13 protein-coding genes are annotated in these 18,056 nt (G+C 73.1%); 4 read left to right on the forward strand and 9 right to left on the reverse strand.

Going from position 1 to position 18,056, the window contains the following annotated elements; genetic code table 11:
- Positions 1–3: 3 nt before the first annotated feature.
- Genes ACSMTC_RS34935 through ACSMTC_RS34955 form a run of 5 tightly spaced genes read right to left on the reverse strand, consistent with a single transcriptional unit; the run spans position 4 to position 9,619 of the window.
- A complete protein-coding gene (locus tag ACSMTC_RS34935; RefSeq protein WP_436563750.1) occupies positions 4–756 on the reverse strand; it encodes a thioesterase II family protein in 753 nt (250 codons plus the stop codon).
- Entirely contained in the window at positions 753–3,914 is a 3,162-nt protein-coding gene (locus ACSMTC_RS34940) for an amino acid adenylation domain-containing protein (protein WP_436563751.1), read from the reverse strand. The genes ACSMTC_RS34935 and ACSMTC_RS34940 overlap by 4 nt, the downstream gene beginning before the upstream one ends.
- Positions 3,911–5,995, reverse strand: a complete 2,085-nt coding sequence (locus ACSMTC_RS34945) for a type I polyketide synthase (RefSeq protein ID WP_436563752.1) — start codon at positions 5,993–5,995, stop codon at positions 3,911–3,913. Before ACSMTC_RS34945 ends, ACSMTC_RS34940 begins: the two co-directional genes overlap by 4 nt.
- Complete coding sequence (locus ACSMTC_RS34950) at positions 5,992–9,279, reverse strand: non-ribosomal peptide synthetase (RefSeq protein ID WP_436563753.1); 3,288 nt, start codon at positions 9,277–9,279, stop codon at positions 5,992–5,994. The genes ACSMTC_RS34945 and ACSMTC_RS34950 overlap by 4 nt, the downstream gene beginning before the upstream one ends.
- Before the next feature lies 1 nt (position 9,280).
- Positions 9,281–9,619 (reverse strand): phosphopantetheine-binding protein, encoded by a 339-nt coding sequence (locus tag ACSMTC_RS34955; protein WP_436563754.1) that lies wholly within the window; start codon positions 9,617–9,619, stop codon positions 9,281–9,283.
- A gap of 552 nt (positions 9,620–10,171) precedes the next feature.
- On the opposite strand from ACSMTC_RS34955, the gene ACSMTC_RS34960 reads away from it, so the two are divergent.
- On the forward strand, positions 10,172–10,669 hold the full coding sequence (locus tag ACSMTC_RS34960) for a helix-turn-helix transcriptional regulator (protein ID WP_436563755.1): 498 nt from the start codon (positions 10,172–10,174) through the stop codon (positions 10,667–10,669).
- Positions 10,670–10,757: 88 nt separating this feature from the next.
- On the opposite strand, the gene ACSMTC_RS34965 is transcribed toward ACSMTC_RS34960, so the two are convergent.
- Complete coding sequence (locus ACSMTC_RS34965) at positions 10,758–11,399, reverse strand: cyclase (RefSeq protein ID WP_436563756.1); 642 nt, start codon at positions 11,397–11,399, stop codon at positions 10,758–10,760.
- A gap of 302 nt (positions 11,400–11,701) precedes the next feature.
- On the opposite strand from ACSMTC_RS34965, the gene ACSMTC_RS34970 reads away from it, so the two are divergent.
- The gene (locus ACSMTC_RS34970; RefSeq protein WP_436563757.1) at positions 11,702–12,235 is read left to right on the forward strand and encodes a GNAT family N-acetyltransferase; all 534 of its coding nucleotides are present in this window, start codon (positions 11,702–11,704) and stop codon (positions 12,233–12,235) included.
- Between the two features lie 101 nt (positions 12,236–12,336).
- On the opposite strand, the gene ACSMTC_RS34975 is transcribed toward ACSMTC_RS34970, so the two are convergent.
- The 3 genes from ACSMTC_RS34975 to ACSMTC_RS34985 all read right to left on the reverse strand — a co-directional run bounded on the left by ACSMTC_RS34975 (position 12,337) and on the right by ACSMTC_RS34985 (position 15,530).
- Positions 12,337–13,155 (reverse strand): GNAT family N-acetyltransferase, encoded by an 819-nt coding sequence (locus ACSMTC_RS34975; RefSeq protein ID WP_436563758.1) that lies wholly within the window; start codon positions 13,153–13,155, stop codon positions 12,337–12,339.
- Between the two features lie 121 nt (positions 13,156–13,276).
- Positions 13,277–14,374, reverse strand: coding sequence for a hypothetical protein (locus tag ACSMTC_RS34980; protein WP_436563759.1), 1,098 nt, complete (start codon positions 14,372–14,374; stop codon positions 13,277–13,279).
- A 121-nt stretch (positions 14,375–14,495) separates the two neighbouring features.
- Positions 14,496–15,530 carry a GlxA family transcriptional regulator gene (locus tag ACSMTC_RS34985; protein ID WP_436563760.1) on the reverse strand — a complete coding sequence of 345 codons (1,035 nt, stop codon included), beginning with the start codon at positions 15,528–15,530 and terminating at the stop codon, positions 14,496–14,498.
- 209 nt (positions 15,531–15,739) lie between these two features.
- Here ACSMTC_RS34985 and ACSMTC_RS34990 point away from each other — a divergent pair, with 209 nt between their 5' ends.
- A complete protein-coding gene (locus ACSMTC_RS34990; RefSeq protein WP_436563761.1) occupies positions 15,740–16,456 on the forward strand; it encodes a DJ-1/PfpI family protein in 717 nt (238 codons plus the stop codon).
- A 396-nt stretch (positions 16,457–16,852) separates the two neighbouring features.
- On the forward strand, positions 16,853–18,034 hold the full coding sequence (locus ACSMTC_RS34995) for a CaiB/BaiF CoA transferase family protein (protein ID WP_436563762.1): 1,182 nt from the start codon (positions 16,853–16,855) through the stop codon (positions 18,032–18,034).
- Positions 18,035–18,056 lie beyond the last annotated feature (22 nt).

Consider the following 18,056-nt stretch of genomic DNA (forward strand, 5'->3'; position numbering starts at 1 on the left):
TCGTCACCGTGCTTTCTGCTGAAGGTCGTTGAGGTCGGCAACCAGCTGCGAGAGCATCCGGGCTCCGCTCGGGCCGTTGAGGAAGAAGTGGTCCCCGGGGAGCATCCGCAGGCTGAAGGCGCCCGCGGTGTGAGAGCGCCAGGCGGCCAGCTCGGCCTCGGAGACGGTGGGATCGGAGAGACCGCCGAACACGCTCACGGGGATGTCCAGCGGCGCTCGTTCCCGGTAGCGGTAGGTGAAGTCCAGCTCGAAGTCGGCACGCGTCGCGGGCTCGGCCAGCCGCAGGATCTCCGGCCGGTCCAGGACACCCTGCGGGGTGCCGCCGAGCCGCGCCACCACCTCGAACAGCTCGGCCGTGGGCAGGAGGTGGTGGGGCAGCCCCGCACTGCCCAGGCTCGGGGCCTTGTGCGCCGCGACGGCCAGCGACAGCAGCGCACCCTCGCCGGCGAGCCGGCTCGCCACCTCGAAGCCGACGAGCGCGCCGAGGCTGTGGCCGAAGATCACCGCCGGCCGGTCCAGCTCGGCGAGCACCGCTTCGGCCAGCGCCTCGGCCAGCACCTCCAGCCTGGTGAACGGCGCCTCGCGCAACCGGGCGCCCCGGCCCGGGAACTGGACCGCGCAGACCTCCACCTCCGCGGGCAGCAGCGCGGACCAGGACCGGTACATCGAGGCCGAGGCACCGGCACCGGGCAGGCAGAACATCCGCAACCGGGCCTCGGGACGCGACGGGAACCGCAGCAGCCAGCGGCTGTTCATCGCACCCCGCCTTCGTCCCGCCGCAGTTGGGCCGCGAGCTCCCGGACGTTCGGGTGGTGGAAGATCTGCCCCACGGTGAGGGAGAGACCCGCCGCGCGGGCGCGATGGACCACCTGGACGCTCTGCAGCGAGTCGCCGCCGATCTCGAAGAAGTCCTCGGTCACACCGATCTCCCGGCCGCCCAGCACCTGGGACCAGATGGCGGCCAGGGTCTCCTCGATCCCGTCCTGGGGAGCGACCCGCTGCTGCGCGGCTCCTCCGGCGGGCGCGGGCAGCGCCGCGCGGTCGACCTTGCCGCTCGCGTTCAGCGGGAAGGCGGGCAGCACGACCAGGAAGGCGGGGACCATGTACCGGGGCAGCAGGTCCCGCAGCCGCTCGCGGAGTCCGGCGGTGAACGCCTCGTCGTCCGCGGCCGGGCCGGACCTCACCAGATAGGCGGTGAGGGCGTGTTGAGTGCCCGAGGCGGCGGTGGTGACGACGGCGTCCAGTACACCGGGCTGCTCGCGCAGCAGGTGCTCGATCTCGCCCGGCTCGATCCTGAAGCCCCGGACCTTCAGCTGGTGGTCGTTGCGGCCCAGGAAGTCGACGGCGCCGTCGGACCGCCAGCGGACCAGGTCACCGGTGCGGTAGAGGCGGGCACCGGGCGTCGTGCTGTAGGGGTGCGGGACGAAGCGGTCGGCGGTCAGGTCGGGCCTGCCCAGGTAGCCGCGTGCGAGCGCGACCCCGCCGAGGTAGAGCTCGCCGGGCAGCCCGACCGGTACCGGGCGCAGCTCGGCGTCCAGGACGTACACCTCGACACCCGCGAGCGGGCGGCCGATCGGCACCCTGGCCTCCCTCGGGCCGTCGGGCCCGGCCTGCACGGGCAGGCACTGCCACTCGGTCACCTCGATGGAGGCCTCGGTGGGGCCGTACAGGTTGTACAGCCGCACCGGGAGCCGGGCCAGGGTGCGGTCCCTGAGCTGGACGGGCAGTGCCTGGCCGCTGCACAGCACGCGCCGGAGCGAGCGGCAGCGCTCCAGGTCGGGCTGGTCGAGGAAGACCTCCAGCATCGGCGGGACGAAGTGGACGGTGGTGACCGCCTCCTGTTCGATCAGCCCGACCAGGTACGCGGGATCGCGGTGCCCGCCCGGCTCGGCGACCACCAGGGCCGCGCCGACCGTCAGCGGCCCGAGCAGCTCCCACACCGAGACGTCGAAGGTGTACGGGGTCTTGTGCAGGACCCGGTCGGCGGCCGTGAGGTCCTGGGAGTCCCGCAGGCAGTGGATCCGGTTGGCCAGCCCCCGGTGCGGTACGCCCACCGCCTTGGGCTCGCCGGTGGAACCGGAGGTGTAGATCACATAGGCCAGGTCCTCCGGCGAGACGGGGGCCGGGGCCGGCGGCTCGCCGGGGGCGTCGTCCTTCTCGAGGGTGTCCACCGCCAGGACCGGCACCCCGGTGCCGGTGAAGGCGGCGGACAGCTCGGCGGTGGTGAGGACCTGGCCGGCGCCCGAGGACCGGAGCAGCCGGGCCAGCCGGCCGGGCGGGTCCTCGGGGGAGAGCGGCAGATAGGCGCGGCCGCTGCTCAGAACGGCCAGGATCGAGGGCAGCAGTTCGACCCCGCGCGGCAGGCAGAGCGCCACCACGGGTGCGTCCTCGGTGAGCTGCCGGGAGATGCGGCCCGCCCGGCCGGCCAGCTCGGCGTAGCTGAGCCGGGTGTCCCCGAAGACCACCGCCTCCGCTTCGGGCGTCCGCTCGGCCTGGCGGAGTATCAGCTCGTGGACCGGGCCGTCCCAGGGGTACGGCTCGGCGCTGCGGCTCCACTGCCGCAGGATCCGGTCGGCCTCCTCGGGCGTCAGCAGGGGGAGCCGGGAGATCCTGCTCTCCGGGGCGTCGAGCGCGCCCACCAGCAGGGTGCGGTACTGGCCGGCCAGCCGCTCGATCGTCGCCGCGTCGAACAGCTCGGTCCGGTAGCGGAAGGTGCAGACGGCCCCCTCGCCGTGCGGAACGACCTCCAGCCACAGGTCCGAGAAGGTCTTCGGCGGGCGGGTCGGGAGGAACCCGACCTCCAGCCCCGCCAGCTGGGGGAGGGGAGCCGGCTGCTGGAGGGCGAACATGGCCTGGAAGAGCGGATCGTGGCTGGTCGCCCGGTCGAGCCGCAGCTCGGTCACGATCTGCTCCAGCGGCACGTGCTGGTGGGTGAAGGCGTCCAGCGCGGTGCGGCGGACCCGGTGCAGCAGCGCGGTGAACTCCGGGTCCCCGGACAGGTCGACGCGCAGCGGCAGGGTGTTGACGAACATGCCGATCAGCGGCTGGACCGAGGCGCTGGTGCGCCCGGCCGAGGGGCTGCCGATCACCACGTCCTCGGTGCCCGAGAGCCGGGAGAGCAGCAGGGCGTAGACGGCGAGCAGGGTCATGAACGGCGTCACCCGGTGGGCCCGCGCGGTGCGCTGCACGGCCTGCCAGGTCTCCCGGTCCAGCCGCAGGTCGTGGCAGGCACCCTCGAAACCCTGGACGGCGGGCCTGGTGTACGGGGTGGGGAGCTCCAGGACCGAGGGTGCTCCGGCCAGCCGCTCCAGCCAGTGGGCGAGCGAGTCCCGGTACCCGCTGCCGGCCCGGGCCGCCTCCTCCTGCGCCGCGTGGTCGCCGAACTGGAGCGGCAGCGGCGGCAGTTCGGGTGCAGTGCCGGCGAGGTGGGCCGCGTACAGGACGGAGAGCTCCTCGCAGAGGCGGCCCATCGACCAGCCGTCGAAGATGCTGTGGTGGCAGATCACCGACAGCACGTGGTCGCCCTCGTCCAGGCGCAGCAGGCCGGTCCGGATCAGCGGTCCTTCGGCGAGGTCGAACTCGCGCAGGGCCTCCGACTCGACGATCGCGCCGGCCCGCGCCGCCCGCTGCGGCGCGGGGAGGGAGGTCAGGTCGGTGATCGGGAGCGGCAGGTCGAGCGCGGGTGCGATGTGCTGGTAGGGCTCGCCGCCCTCGGCCCGGAAGGTGGTCCGCAGCGTCTCGTGCCGGGCGACCAGGTCGCGCAGCGAGGAGTGCAGCGCGGCGGTGTCCAGCGGACCGTGCAGACGCAGTGCCGAGACCAGGTTGTAGGCGCTGTTGCCGGAGGTGAAGTGGTCCAGGAACCACAGCCGCCGCTGGGCGGAGGAGGCCGGTGCGATCTTCGCGGAGGGGTTCACGCGGTCCCCTCGGTGGCGTCCATGACCTTGAGCAGGTCCTCGACGACGGTGGCCAGTTCGCCGACGGTCGGGGCGTCGAAGACGGCCTCCAGGGGCGGGCACACCCCGAAGGTCTCCTCGACCAGCGCGAGCAGCTGGATGGCGCTCAGGGAGTCCCCGCCCAGTTCGAAGAAGTCCTGGCCGGCGACGTCCGCCTGCTCGCCCAGCACCTTGGCGAAGAGCTCGGCGAGCCGCTCCTCGGTCGAAGCAGCGGTGCCGGTGCCCGTGCCGGTGGCGGTGTCGGGCGCCGCCGGGGCGGTGGCCGAGGGGGCGAAGGGCTCCGGCTTGACCAGGTGCGTCCGCCGCTCGAACGGGTAGGTGGGCAGCGGCACCCGGCGGCGCCGCGCACCGTCGTGGAGCCGGGACCAGTCGATCGCCGCGCCCTGCTGCCAGAGCCCTCCCAACTCGTCCAGCAGCCCGACGAGTTCGCCGTCGTCCGAGTGGCTGCGGATCCGTTCGACGAGCTCGTCGGAGGACGCCCGCACCGTGCTCCGCCCGGCGGCCGGAGCGGACAGGGCCCGGACGGCCTGCGCGTGGTCGGAGCAGACGACGTACCGGCGGTGCGCGAACGGGTGCCGCCCCTGCTGCAGGGTGAACGCGACGTCCGCGAGCGGCAGTTCGGGGTTCTCGCGCAGGTGCCCGGCGAGGCGGGCGGCCATCGCGTCCAGTGCGGCCGGGGTCCGCGCGGAGAGCACCAGCAGGTGCCCGCCCGGGCCCGGCTCGGTGGTGGGAGCGGGTGCGGGGGCCTCCTCCAGGACCACATGCGCGTTGGTCCCGCCGATCCCGAAGGAGCTGACCCCGGCGCGGCGCGGCTGCCCGGCCGGCTGCCAGCCGCGGTTGGCGGTGTTCACGGTGAAGGGGGTGCGGGCGAAGTCGATGGCCGGATTCGGCTCCGAGAAGTGCAGGTTCGCGGGGATGACGCGGTGTTCGAGCGCCAGCGCGGCCTTCATCAGACCGGCGACTCCGGCGGCCGTGTCGGTGTGGCCGATGTTGGTCTTGACCGAGCCCAGCGCGATGGAGCCGTCGGCCACCGAACCGTCCTGGAACGCCTGGGTGAGCGCGGTGACCTCGATCGGGTCCCCGACCAGGGTGCCGGTGCCGTGAGCCTCGACATAGCCGATCGAGGCGGGGTCGACCTCGGCGGCCGCGTGCGCGATGCGGATCACCTCCGCCTGGCCGCGCACCCCGGGCGCGGTGTAACCGGCGCGCTCGCTGCCGTCGTTGTTCACCGCGGAGCCCCGGATCACGGCGTGCACATGGTCGCCGTCGTCGATCGCGTCCTGGGCGCGGCGCAGCACCACGACACCGGCGCCGTCACCGCCCACGATGCCCCTGGCGTCGGCGGAGAAGGTACGGCAGCGGCCGTCCGGCGACATCGTGCCGCCCTCCCGGTACCAGTAGCCGACGCGCGGCAGCCGCAGCGAGACACCGCCGGCCAGCGCGAAGTCGCACTCCCCGGCCAGCAGCGCCCGGCTCGCCTCGTGGACGGCGACCAGCGAGGTCGAGCACGCCGTCATCACCGCCATGCTCGGCCCGGTGAGGCCGAGCTTGTAGGAGACCCGGGTGGACAGGTGCTCCGGCTCGTTGGCGAGGTGCAGCGCCAGGTCGTCCACGCCCGGGAACCGGTCCGGCCGGTCCTGGAAGACGGAGGCGTAGCCGTTGCGGCCCGCTCCCGCGAAGACGCCCACCGTGCCGGGGGCCGCGTGCGGGTCGTAGCCGGCCCGCTCCAGCGCCTCCCAGGCGCACTCCAGGAACAGCTGGTGCTGAGGGTTGAGCAGGGTGGCGTCCCGCTCGGAGAAGTGGAAGAAGCCGGCGTCGAACTCCCCGATGCCGTCCACCGCGCCGTGCATCGCCACGTAGCGCGGGTCCGCCAGCCGTTCGGGGTCTGCGCCCCACTCCCGCAGCTCCTGCGCCTCGATGGCGCGCACCGAGTCCACTCCGGCGACCAGGTTGTCCCAGTACTGCTCGGGGGTCGAGGCGCCGGGGAAGCGGCAGGCCATGCCGACGATCGCTATATGGGTGTCGTTCTCGGCGTCGATCACGTGTCGGTCCTTCCAGCGGGAGTACTAGTGGATTGGGGAGCCGCGCCGGGTGCGTCGGCCGCCCGGCGGGCCTGGGCGCGCATCGCCCGCAGCCGGGCGCTGCCGCGCCGTAGCCGGGCCGCGCTCTCCGGGGCGCTCGGGGGGAGTTCGGCGCAGTGGTCGTCGGCCGGGGCGAGGTGGTGGGCGAGCGCGGCGACGGTGGGGTGTTCGAAGAGGGTGAGGATCGACACCTCCCGGGCCAACTCCCGTACCAGGAGCTCGCGTACCTTGGCGAGCAGCAGGGAGTGGCCGCCGATGTCGAAGAAGTTGTCCCGCACCCCGAAGGTCTCGTGGCCGAGCGCCTCGGCCCACACCGCCGCGATGGAGCGCTCCAGCGGTGACCGCGCGCCCTGGGAGAGCGGGGCGGCCGCCGGGCCGGGGTCGAGCGGTGTCGCGTGCTCCGCCAGCGCGGCGCGGTCCACCTTCCCGTTGGCGGTCAACGGCAGTGCGGGCAGCACCAGGTAGCGGTCGGGGCGCATGTAGGCGGGCAGCCGGCGGCTCAGGTGCGCGGTGAGCTGCTCCCGGTCGGGGGCGGGGTCGCCCGGTACCAGGTAGGCGGCGAGGGCGGGTTCGCCCTCCTCGGTGGTGGTGACGACGGCGTCCTGGATGCCGGGGTGCTCGCGCAGCGCGTGCTCGATCTCGCCCGGTTCGATCCTGAAGCCCCGGATCTTCAGCTGGTGGTCGTTGCGGCCCAGGAAGTCGACGGTGCCGTCGGAGCGCCGTCGGACCAGGTCGCCGGTGCGGTAGAGGCGGGCGCCGGGTTCGGTGCCGTAGGGGTGCGGGACGAAGCGGTCGGCGGTCAGGTCGGGCCTGTCCAGGTAGCCGCGCGCGAGCCCGGCGCCGCCGAGGTAGAGCTCGCCGGGCAGCCCGATCGGCACCGGGCGCAGCTCGGCGTCCAGGACGTAGACCTCGACACCGGCGATCGGACGCCCGATGTCCGGCTGTCCTCCGTGCCCGTGCGGGTCCGCCGTGACGGTGCCCGAGGTGGCGACGACCGTGTTCTCCGTCGGCCCGTAGTTGTTGACCAGCCGGAACGGCAGCTCCCGCCTTCCCGGGGACCGCAGCCGGTCGCCGCCGGTCAGCACGGTACGCAGGGCGCCCCCGGCCGGCCACTCGCCGTCGGCCAGCCGCTCGACCAGCGGGGTGGGGACGAAGCAGCTGGTCACCCCTCGCTCGACCAGCCACCGGGCCAGGTCGGGCGGGGAGAGCACGGTGGAGGCGTCGGGAACCTCCAGCGTGGCCCCGGCGGCCAGGGCCGGCCAGATCTCCCAGGCCGAGGCGTCGAAACCGGGAGCGGCGATCAGCGTGGTGCGGTCCTCGGGCCCGAGGCCGAACTCCCGGTGGTGCCAGCCGACCAGGTTGGCCAGGGCCCGGTGCTCGACCATCACGCCCTTGGGCCGCCCGGTCGACCCCGAGGTGTAGATGACATAGGCGAGATCGCCGGGCGCGGCCCCGGCGGCGGGCTCGGCCGGCGGCGGGGCCGCGCCCTCCCAGAGGTCCTCCAGGGCCAGCGGCGCTCCGCCGCCGACGAGCCCCGAGTTGTGACGGTCCGTCAGGGTCAGCAGCGGGCGCGCCTCTTCGAGGATGGCGGCCAGCCTGGTGGGCGGGTTCGCGGGGTCCAGCGGGACGTAGGCGGCACCGGACCTGAGGACGCCCAGCTCGGCGGTCACCAGGTCCGCGCCGCGCGGCAGGCAGGTCGCGACCAGGACACCGGGTCCCGCCCCGGCCGCGCGCAGCCGGGCCGCGACCAGCTCGGCCCGGCGGTCGAGCTCCGCGTAACTCAGCTCCTGCCCGGCGGAGCGCACCGCGACGGCGTCGGGGCGCCTGCGGGCCTGCCGCGCCACCAGCAGGTCCACCGGCTCGGTGGCGGGCATCGGCGGCTCGACGGCGCCGGCCAGGACGGTCCGCTCCTCCTCGGCACCGAGCACCGGCAGCCATGACACCGGGGTGTCCGGCGCGGCCAGCGCGGCTGAGAGCAGCCGCAGGTAGCGCTCGCCGAACAGGTCCGCGGTGCGCCCCTCGAACAGGTCCGTCCGGTAGCTCAGCCCGCCCTCGGCCCGGTCCGTGCCCCAGGCCAGGTGCACGGTCAGTTCGAACTTGGCGGTCTCGGTCCGGATCGCGACCGGGCTCGCCGCCAGGCCGGGGAAGGCGGTGGAGTCGGCGGGGATGTCCTCGTAGGTGAAGGCGCACTGGAAGACCGGGGGCCGTGAGGTCAGCCGCTCGGGCTGCAACTCCTCGACCACCTGCTGGAAGGGCAGGTCCTGGTACTCGTACCCGGTGAGGAAGGTGTCGCGGACGTGGTGCAGGAGCTCGGCGAAGGTCATGCCCGGCCGGACGCGGATGCGCAGCGGGAGCATGTTCACGAACAGGCCGACGACGCTCTCGACCTCCAGCGTGGTGCGGCCGCTGACCGGAACGCCGATGACCACCTCCTCGGCCGACGCCAGCCGGGACAGCAGCGCGGCGTAGGCGCTCAGCAGCACCACGAAGCGGCTCACCCGGTATCTGGGCAGTGACGCCTGGATCTGCTGGACGAGCCGGGGCGACAGCGCGAAGGACCGGCTGTCCCCGGCCTGGCTCTGCACCGGGGGGTGCGGGTGGTCGGTGGGCAGTGCCAGCTGGCCCGGCGCGGTGGCGAGTTGGTCCCGCCAGTACTCCACCGCCGCGGTGCGGCGCGGGCCGGCCAGCATCCGCTGCTCGGCGTCGACGAAGTCCTGGTACCGGTGGTCCAGGGCGGGGAGCGGATCGGGGGCGCCGGCCAGGTTGGCGGCGTAGACCGCCGCCAGCTCGCGTTCGACGATCGCCAGCGACCAGCCGTCCATGACGATGTGGTGGAAGGTCAGTACGAGAACGTGGTCGTCCTCGGCCAGCCGGATCAGGTCGGCCCGGAAGACCGGGCCGTGCACCAGGTCGAACGCCGCCAGGGCCGCCCGGTCGACCTCTTCCGACAGGCGCTGCTCCCTTGCCGCCGCCGGCACTTCGGTGAGATCGGTCAGGGTCAGCGGGACGGTGGCGTACGGCGACGTGAGCAGCACCGGTGCGCCGTCGACCATCGGGAAGGCGGTGCGCAGCATGGGGTGCCGCTCGACCAGGCGGGCGACGGCCCGTTCCAGGCCGGGCAGGTCGAGTCCGCCGCGCAGTCGGATCGCCTTCGGTACGTTGTAGTCGCTGCCGTCGGGCTGCAGTTGCCAGAAGAACCAGAGCCGCTGCTGCGCGGACGACAGAGCCGAGATCTCAGGCTCCACGCTAGTGCGTTCCCTTCGCCGGTGGCCGCTGCCGCAGGACGAAGGCGGTGAGTTCGGCGATGGTGGGGTGGTCGAAGACCGCGGCCAGCGGCACCTCGGTGTGCAGGGCCTCCCGCATCCGGGAAATGATCTGGGAGGCCGCCAGTGAATGGCCGCCCAGTTCAAGGAAGTTGTCGTCGGGGTTAAGGCCGTCGAGCCGAAGGACGTCTTCCCAGATCCGGAGGACGGTCCGCTGGACTTCTGCCTGTGAGGCGAGGTCCGGCCGCGGTGAATTGTGCTCCGGGGATTCGGAATTACCGCTCGGGACTTGGGGTTGCCCGGCGTGATTAATCGTGGTCACGAACCCAAGATGGGCAGTGCCCGGGGAGTTCTCAAGCGTTCCTGCCCGAAGGGGAAGGGGAAGCCGCCCGTTGGGGCACCGTCATTGCCACCGCCCGGTCAGGGGTGGAGAGTTGCGAGTCGTACCGGGTGCGGTGGCCGTCGGCGGCCGAGGCGGGCGCGCCGACCACGGCCGGTACTGTTTCGCCGGCGACCTGTTGACGGCGATCTGTCAAGGGCAACACGCGGAACTACCGGAAATGTGCCGGAGAACACTCGGGGAGCGCCGTGGGCCGACCGGCCGGAGGCTCTTGCGAATTCCTCATGATCATCCTAGCCTCTTGCCGTAAGCGGGAGCCACTTTGACGTGTCGTCACGACCTGTCGGCAGTCTCGGCGAAAAGGTTCCCGGCGGATCGCTATTGGGGGCCGGTACGTCAACGAAATCCATCTCCGTAGCCGTGCTCGCCAGCGATCCGATCACCGGTGAAGGCGCCCTGTCGTGGTTGTCCTCGTGCAGGGGAATCACCGCGAGCCACTGGGCCGGGCGGCAGCCGGCCGATGTCCTGCTGGTATTGGCGACCGAGGTCACCGGGCAGACACTGTCGCGGGTCGAACGGATCCAGCAGGAGGCCTCGGGTGCCGTCCGGCCGATGGTCCTGGTCGCCCACGATCTACCCGAGCACCATGTGCTGCGGGCGATCGACCTCGGGCTGGTGAGCTTCCTCTACCGGCAGGAGAGCGGGTTCGAGGACATCAAGCGGGCCGTGGTGGAGACCGCGGTGGAGAGCTCGGGGCCGTGCGGAGGGGTCCAGCGGGTGCTGATCAACCAGATCAGGACGATCAGGGACACGGCCCTCGTCCCGCACGGTATGAACATCGCCGGTCTGGCGGGCCGGGAGATCGAGGTGCTCGGCCTGCTGGCCGAGGGATGGACCACCAAGCAGATCGCCGGGAAGCTCAGCTACTCGGAGCGGACCGTCAAGAGCATCGTGCACAGCGTGGTCACCCGGCTCAACCTCCGCAACCGCACCCAGGCCGTGGTCTACGCACTCCGGACGGGGGTCCTCTGAGCGCCGCTCCGGCCACCGGGCCAGGGAGCCGGCCGGTGGGGCTCGGCGGCCCGGGAACAGTGAGCCGCCGAGTCGGTGGGGGAGTCGCTCAGCTGACGCTCGTGGAGCTGAGGACCGCCTGCGGCGAGGGGAAGCAGGCGGTGGGCACGTCGACGGTGAAGAAGCTGACGGGGACGGTCGCCGTGAAGGTCAGCCCGGGGTCGGAGTAGCCGGTGCCGCCGAGCGCGGTCTGCACCGTGCTCCCGGACGCACCGGCCGTCAGGTTCAGGGTGAGGGCGGGCAGCGTGAAGGTGCTCCCGCCGGTGATCGAACTGCTCACCGCCATGACGACGTCGTTGCCGTTGACGGCGACGCTCGCGCTGCCGGGGTCGATGCCGGAGCCGCCCGAGACCGACTCGGAGACCAGGGTGCTGTTCGCGGGCACCGGGACGGTGAGCTGGATGTTGCTGATCGACTGCAGGGTGTACGAGCTCACCGAGGTCGGGACCGTGAGCGGGTCGGGCGCCAGGGTGATGGAGAACTGACTTCCGGCGGCCACCGTCGCCGGCGCGGTGGCGTTGACCCCGGCGTTCAGGGTGAGGTTCTGCGCGGAGCCGATCGGCGGTGTCGCCTGACAGGCCAGGGCGAGCGGGGTGTCGGCGGCCGACGCGGGCGGAGCGAGCAGTCCGGCGGCGGCCAGGCCGCCGGCCAGTACGGTCGAAACACGGGTGAGGAGGGATCTCGTTCTCATGCGCACTTCTCCTGTCTCATCCGGGGGTTGGTGTCCCTGGCCATGCCAAGGCGGTTTCAGGATGGGCGCCTTCGCCGATCACAACAAGCCTTCGGGGCAGAGAAGATGAGACATTTTCAGCCATTCCTACACCTGAGTAGCCACCGGCGTGATAATGGATAGCGCCCGGCCTCGGAGTCCCGGCTCGACCCGGTGCGGCCGCCCGTAGACCTCCGGTCGGGAACTCCGGCGGCCGGCGGGCACCGGGCCCGGCCTCGGAGCGCGGCGGAGCACGGCGGACCGGCGGTGGGTACGATCAGCCGGTGATCGAACTCAGCGAGCCGTACCGCGTACTGACCGACCGTCTCGAACTACGGGCCGTCACTGCGGCGGATCTTGCGGACCTCTACGCCGTCAACTCTGATCCCGAGGTCTGGCGCCACTACCCGGAAGGCCGGCACACCAGTCCGGAAGTCACCGAGCGGTGGATCGAACGCTGCGTCGAGCACTGGGAGTCGACCGGCGTCAGCTACTGGACGGCCCGGCTCCGCGACAGTGGCGAGGTGGTCGGCGTCGGGGGCGCCCAGTTCCAGCGGCCGGGATTCTGGAACCTCTACTACCGACTGGCCCGCGCCCACTGGGGCAACGGCTACGCCACGGAGTTCTCCCGGGCGGCGATGCGGATCGCCGTGCGGCACGACCCCGGTCTGCCCGTGATCGCCTGGATCCACGCGCACAACGCGGGCTCCCGGGCACTCGCCGCCCGTCTCGGCCTGCGCGACCTGGGCCTGCGGCCGGAGCCCTGGAAGCACGAGCCGATGCACGCCTACGCCGACCGCGACTTCTCCTTCGCCTGATCCGGCCGTGACCTCCCGCCGCGCCGGCCCTGACCGGTGCTCGGCGGGCCGGGCCTGACGGTGGTGCCCACCGGGCCGGGCCGGTGACTTGGTGGTGGTGTTCAGCGGGCCGGGCCGGCCCAGTAGACGACGTCCTGGCGCACCGGGACGAAACCGGCCGCCTCGGCCAGGGCGCGGCTGGGGCCGTTGGAGGCGGGCACCGTCCAGGTGGGGATCCGGCCGCGGCGGCGGACGGCGCCGGTGACCGCGCCGACGCAGGCCAGGGCGAGGCCCGAGCGGCGGAACTCCGGTACGGTCACCACGGCCACGTCCTCGTGGACCAGTCCGCGCAGATAGGTGGCCGCCACCGAGACCAGCCGGCCCCGGAAGAAGGCGCCCCAGGCTCCGGCCGCCGCGGCCGGGGCGCGGTTCGGCCCGTTCGGCCCCCAGGTCTCGGTGATCCAGCCCAGTCCCGGTTCCAGGGAGGCGAGTTGGGCCGCCGCGGCGGCCGTGGTCAGCGGACGCAGCCTGATGCCGGGGGGAAGGTCCACCGGGCGGGGAGGGCGCTGCTGGACGCAGATCACCCGCACCCAGGGCATGACCGGGTCGAAGGTCCGGCCGAGCAACGGGAGGAAGCGCTCGGGCGCGCTGAACTGGCCCCGTCCGAGCGGGGCGAGCCGCTCCGGAGCGAGGAGGCGCGGCTCGCCGCGCAGGAGCCGGTGCGGGCCGCAGTGCACCAGCAGGGTGCGCGGGGAGAGCGGCCGGTCGGCCCAGTACGCGCCGTTCCCGGTGAGCAGGACGTGCGCCGCCAGGGTGCCGGGCCCGGGCGTCTCGGGGCGGAAGAAGGAGTCGAGGAGCGGGTGGCGGCTCGCGCCGCGGACCACCGGACGGGGCAGCACGGGCGCCACCCCGGCGGGCCTCGGGACAGGAGGGTTGGGCACCCTCCCAGTGAACTCCCTTTTCCGCCCGGGGAGGCGGAGGCTTGACGGACCACTTGCGGCGGACGGCGCGTCTCTGACGGATTCTTGGCGGCGCCGTCGGACCGCGGGTGCTCCGGCGTCGTCAGACGGCGGTGCTCCGGGGCCGGCGGTCGGCCGGGCGGCTGGGCGGGATCGGGGTGAACGGGAAGTCGCGGGGGCCGGACCAGAGGGCGGGGACGGCGTCCAGGCGCCGGGCCAGCTCATAGACGATCGACTCGTAGTTGACCCGCCAGCCCCTGAAGTGCGGCCAGGCGTCGGCGACTTCACGTTCCTGGACGTAACCGCTCGCCACGATCATGGCGACCGCCGCGTCGAACTCCTTGAACTCCAGCAGGATCGGGGCGTCCGGTTCGGGATCGGCGTCGAAGTCGATGTGCACGGTTTGCGCGATGTCGCGCAGCGCGGTGAACCCGGCGCGCAGCACCAGCCGGGCCTCCGGCGGAGCCGAGCTCGGGCTGATGGCGAGCTGGATCGCGGCCGCGTCCAGCACCGCGAGCAGTGCGATCAGCCAGCTGCGGTTGTGCCGCGGGGAGCGGAAGGAGAGCAGCATCGGGTAGTTGGAGTGTCCTTCGCCGATGTCGGCGGCCAGCCGCTCCCAGTCGCGGTAGAGCTGCGGCAGCGCCGTCTCGGTGTCCACCAGCCACTGGCGGGCCAGCAGTTCGGGCCCCCAGGCCGGCTCACCGGCCCGGGACTCCAGCAGGGTCACCTCCACCTCGCGCCGGTTGTAGGAGCCGTAGAGGGTGGGCAGGTAGCCGATCAGCAGGGCGATGGTCAGCGGACCGCTGGCCGCCGCCAGGAAGTCCAGCGCGCTCAGCCGCAACCGGTCGCTGCTGGCGAAGCCCAGGGTGAACAGGCTGGAGCCGGCCTCGCGGAAGGAGGCACCCCAGTCCAGCCCGGAGGTGCCGTGCAGCAGCAGGGTGTAGGCACAGAGCATCCCGATCAGCCAGGTGCCGAGCATGCCGACCAGCATCAGCGGGGCGAGCCAGGTCTGTGCCCGGTCGTGCGCCCGGTAGCCGTCGCCGAGCAGCACCGCCAGCCGTCTCAGGGTGGTGCGCAGGAAGGACCAGAGCCGGTGGACCAGCAGCGAGTACAGCCCGCGCGGCACCACCAGCGTGCGCAGGATGCTCGCCACCGTGATCAGCAGGACCAGTACTCCGGCCAGGATGTAGATCAAGGTCATGGCGACATTGTGGCCCGGTGGCCGGCCCGGGCCCGCCGGTGGTGCCCGCTGCCGGGTGGGTCGTGCGGCCGTGGAGGGACGGTGACGGCCGGTCAGCCGTCGTGGTGGGCCTACCTCGGCCTCATCCGCGGTCGTCGACGGCGCTCGCCGGAACCGCTTGCGACGGCACCGGTAACCCGGCGGAGGGCGGGCCGGCGCGGAGCGCCAGCCGGTAGGCCGAGGGCGAGATCCCGTAGTGGGAGTGGAAGGCCTGGCGCAGGGTCTCGGTGGAGCCGAAGCCGCAGCGCCGGGCGACGGCGGAGAGCGGGAGCGCGGTGGCCTCCAGCAGTTGGGCGGCCGCTTCGGTGCGGGCGGTGCGGATGTAGCGGGCCGGAGGCTGGCCCAGCCGGTCGAGGAAGAGCCGGGACAGGTGCCGTTCGCTGATGTCGGCCAGGGCGGCGAGGGTGGCGGCGTCGAGGTCGGTGTCGAGGTGGCCGGTGATGTGCAGGACGAGCTTGCGCAGGATCCGGTGCTCGGGCGGCGCGTCCTTGACGTAGATGGACAACTGCGCCTGGTTGCCGGGGCGTTGCATGTAGGTGACCAGCCAGCGGGCGACCAGCCGGGCCAGCTCGGGTCCGTGGTCGGCCTCCACGAGGGCCAGCGTGAGGTCGAGCGCGCTGGTCACGCCGGCCGAGGTGTGGACGTCGCCGTCGATGATGTAGAGCGGGCGCGGGTCGACCGTGACCGCCGGGTACCGGTCGGCCATTTCGCGGGCGTACGCCCAGTGGGTGGTGGTCCGCCGGCCGTCCAGCAGGCCGGCCGCGGCGAGAACGCTCGCACCGGTGCAGACCGAGGCCACCCGGCGGCTGCAGGCTGCCAGCCGCCGGACGTGGGAGACGAGACCGGCGTCCGCGGTGGCCGTCAGATGGCCGGGGCCGCCGGCGACCAGCACGGTGTCCAGGGGACCGCGGACCCGCTCCACGGCGACCTGGCTGATGAGGACCAGCCCGGCCGAGGAGCGGACGGGCCGGCCGTGCGGGCTCGCCAGCCGTACGTCGTAGGCGGGTTCGGCGCCGAGTCGGGTGGCGGCGTCCAGGGTGTCGGCGACGCAGGCGATGTCGAGCAGGTCCGCCTGGTCGTAACCGATGATCACCACCTGGCGGGAAGTCGTCGTCATGGCCGCCAGCCTACGCCGCCACCGGTCCGTCAGCCGGGGATCGCAGGATTCCGGACAACCGGACGGGGTGCCGGTTGCCGCCGCCCCGGGCCTGCGGCGACGGTGGTTCCAAGGCGGCCGCAGCGCGACCGGGACACGGCCGGAGCCTGACCGGGATTCCTTCGCAGCGCCGCCGCCCGTGCCATCCACAGCCACCGAGGAGTTCAGCCATGACCACCACCACCGGGACCGGACAGCCGGTCCGGACCATCGCCTTCGTCGCCTACCCGGGATTCACCATGCTCGACATGGGCGGGCCGCTCCAGGTCTGCTCCGCGCTGGCGGACACCGTGCCGGGCTTCCGGACGGTCGTGCTGGGCGAGCGGATCGAGCCGATGGGCACCGACACCCCGCTGTCCGTCGTGCCCAGCCACACCTTCGACGAAGTCCCCGACCCCGACGTGCTGGTGGTGCCCGGCGGTCTGGTGCCGACGATCGCCGCGATGGCCGACGAGACGCTGCTCGCCCGGCTGCGCCGGGCCGCGGCCGGCGCGTCGGTGGTCGCCTCGGTCTGCACCGGTTCGCTGCTGCTGGCCGCCGCCGGGCTGCTGGAGGGACGCAAGGCCGCGACGCACTGGCTCTTCCGCGACATGCTCGTCCCCTTCGGTGCGACCCCGGTGGCCGACCGCTGGGTCGAGGACGGACGGTACGTCACGGCCGCGGGCGTCTCGGCCGGCATCGACATGGCGCTGCACCTGGTCGGCCGGCTGGCCGGGGAGGACACCGCCCGGCAGGTGCAGCTGCTGATCGAGTACGACCCGAAGCCGCCGTTCGGCGCGATCGACTGGGCCGCCGCCGACGCCGCCCGCTACGAGCCGTTCGTCAAGCAGGCGCTGACCGAGGCCCTGGCCGGTCACCCTGAGCTGTTCGCCCGGCTCGGGGGCTGAGACCGGGGCCCGGGGCCCGGGCCCCGGACCGGCACGGCTCCGCCCGCGCCTCCGTGCGGGCGGAGCCGTCGCGTCCGGCCGACGCCGTGCAGGCCACCGGAGGCTCCGCTCCGGCCGCGAGGGCGAGCGGGCCGAGCAGTCCGGTGGACCGCTGGACCGCTGGACCGCCGCGTCACCGCCGTCCGACCGGTGCACGAGCGCCACCTGCTGGGCCGGCCCCGGCAGGGCGCCGGGGTGCGGTAGGGCGGAATCAGAGGAGGCGCTGGGTCGGATTCATAGGAAACAGCATATGAAATGGCGGGCCAGGAAGTATTGGACGATATCGCTTCCCCGGGAGTTGACTGACGGTACGTCAACCGGCGACCGGCCGGTTCCGAATGACACCGGAGGACCGCGATGTCGTCACAGCAGGAGCGGAAGGCGGGTGCCGGCCCGCTCGCCGGGGTACGAGTGGTGGAGCTGGCCAGTGTGATCATGGCGCCGTACGCGGCCCAGCAGCTGGGCGACCTGGGCGCCGATGTGATCAAGGTCGAGCCGCCGGCCGGGGACATGACCCGGCAGTTCCCTCCGCTGCGCAACCCCGGTATGGGAGCGGGCGCGCTCAACCTCAACCGGAACAAGCGCAGCGTCGCGATCGACCTCAAGACCCCGCGGGGCCGCGACGCGCTGCTGGCCCTGCTCGCCACCGCGGACGTGTTCATCACCAACGTCCGCCCGCACGCCCTGGCCCGCCTCAGGCTCGGCTACGACGAGGCCGCCGCGGTCAACCGAGGGCTGGTGTACGTCAACGCCCAGGGATTCCGCAGCGATTCGGAACTGGGCAACCACGCGGCCTACGACGACATCGTGCAGGCCGCATCGGGCCTGGTGTGGCTCAACGAGCAGGTCAGCGGCGAGCCGTACTACGTGCCCACCGTGCTGGCGGACAAGGTGTGCGGGCTGGTGATCGCGCAGTCCGTGCTGGCCGCCCTGCACCACCGGGACGCCACCGGCGCCGGCCAGCACGTCGAGGTGCCGATGGCGGACACCATGCTGGCCTTCAATCTGGTCGAGCACCTTGCGGCGACCACCTTCGACCCGCCCCAGGGGCCGATCGGCTACCCGCGCGCGCTCAGCTCCCAGCGCAAGGCCTCCCGGACGGCGGACGGCTGGATGTGCATCCTGCCCTACAGCGACCGCAACTGGCGGGACTTCTTCGGCTTCGTGGGCCGCCCCGAGCTCGCCGACGACCCCCGTTTCCGCACACTCGGCGACCGGGCCCACCATGCCGACGAACTCTACGGACTGGCCCGGGAGTTCACGGAACGGCACACCAGTGCCGAATGGCAGCGGTTCTGCGACTCGGTCAGCATCCCGGCCGCACCGGTGCTCAGCCTGACCGAGGCCGCCACCAACGCGTACGCGAGGGAGGGCGGTCTGCTCCAGCGGGCCGAGCACCCCACCGAGGGCGGCTACCACCTGATCGGCCAGCCCGTCCGCTTCTCGCGGACGCCAGCGGGTTTGCACCGGCACTGCCCCCGGCTCGGGCAGCACACCGCGGAAGTGCTCGCCGAGATCGGCTTCCGCCCCGCCTCCTGACCGGCCGTCGACACGAATCGAG

Source organism: Kitasatospora sp. HPM-01-4 (assembly GCF_051374625.1).
Classification (GTDB): Bacteria; Actinomycetota; Actinomycetes; order Streptomycetales; family Streptomycetaceae; genus Kitasatospora.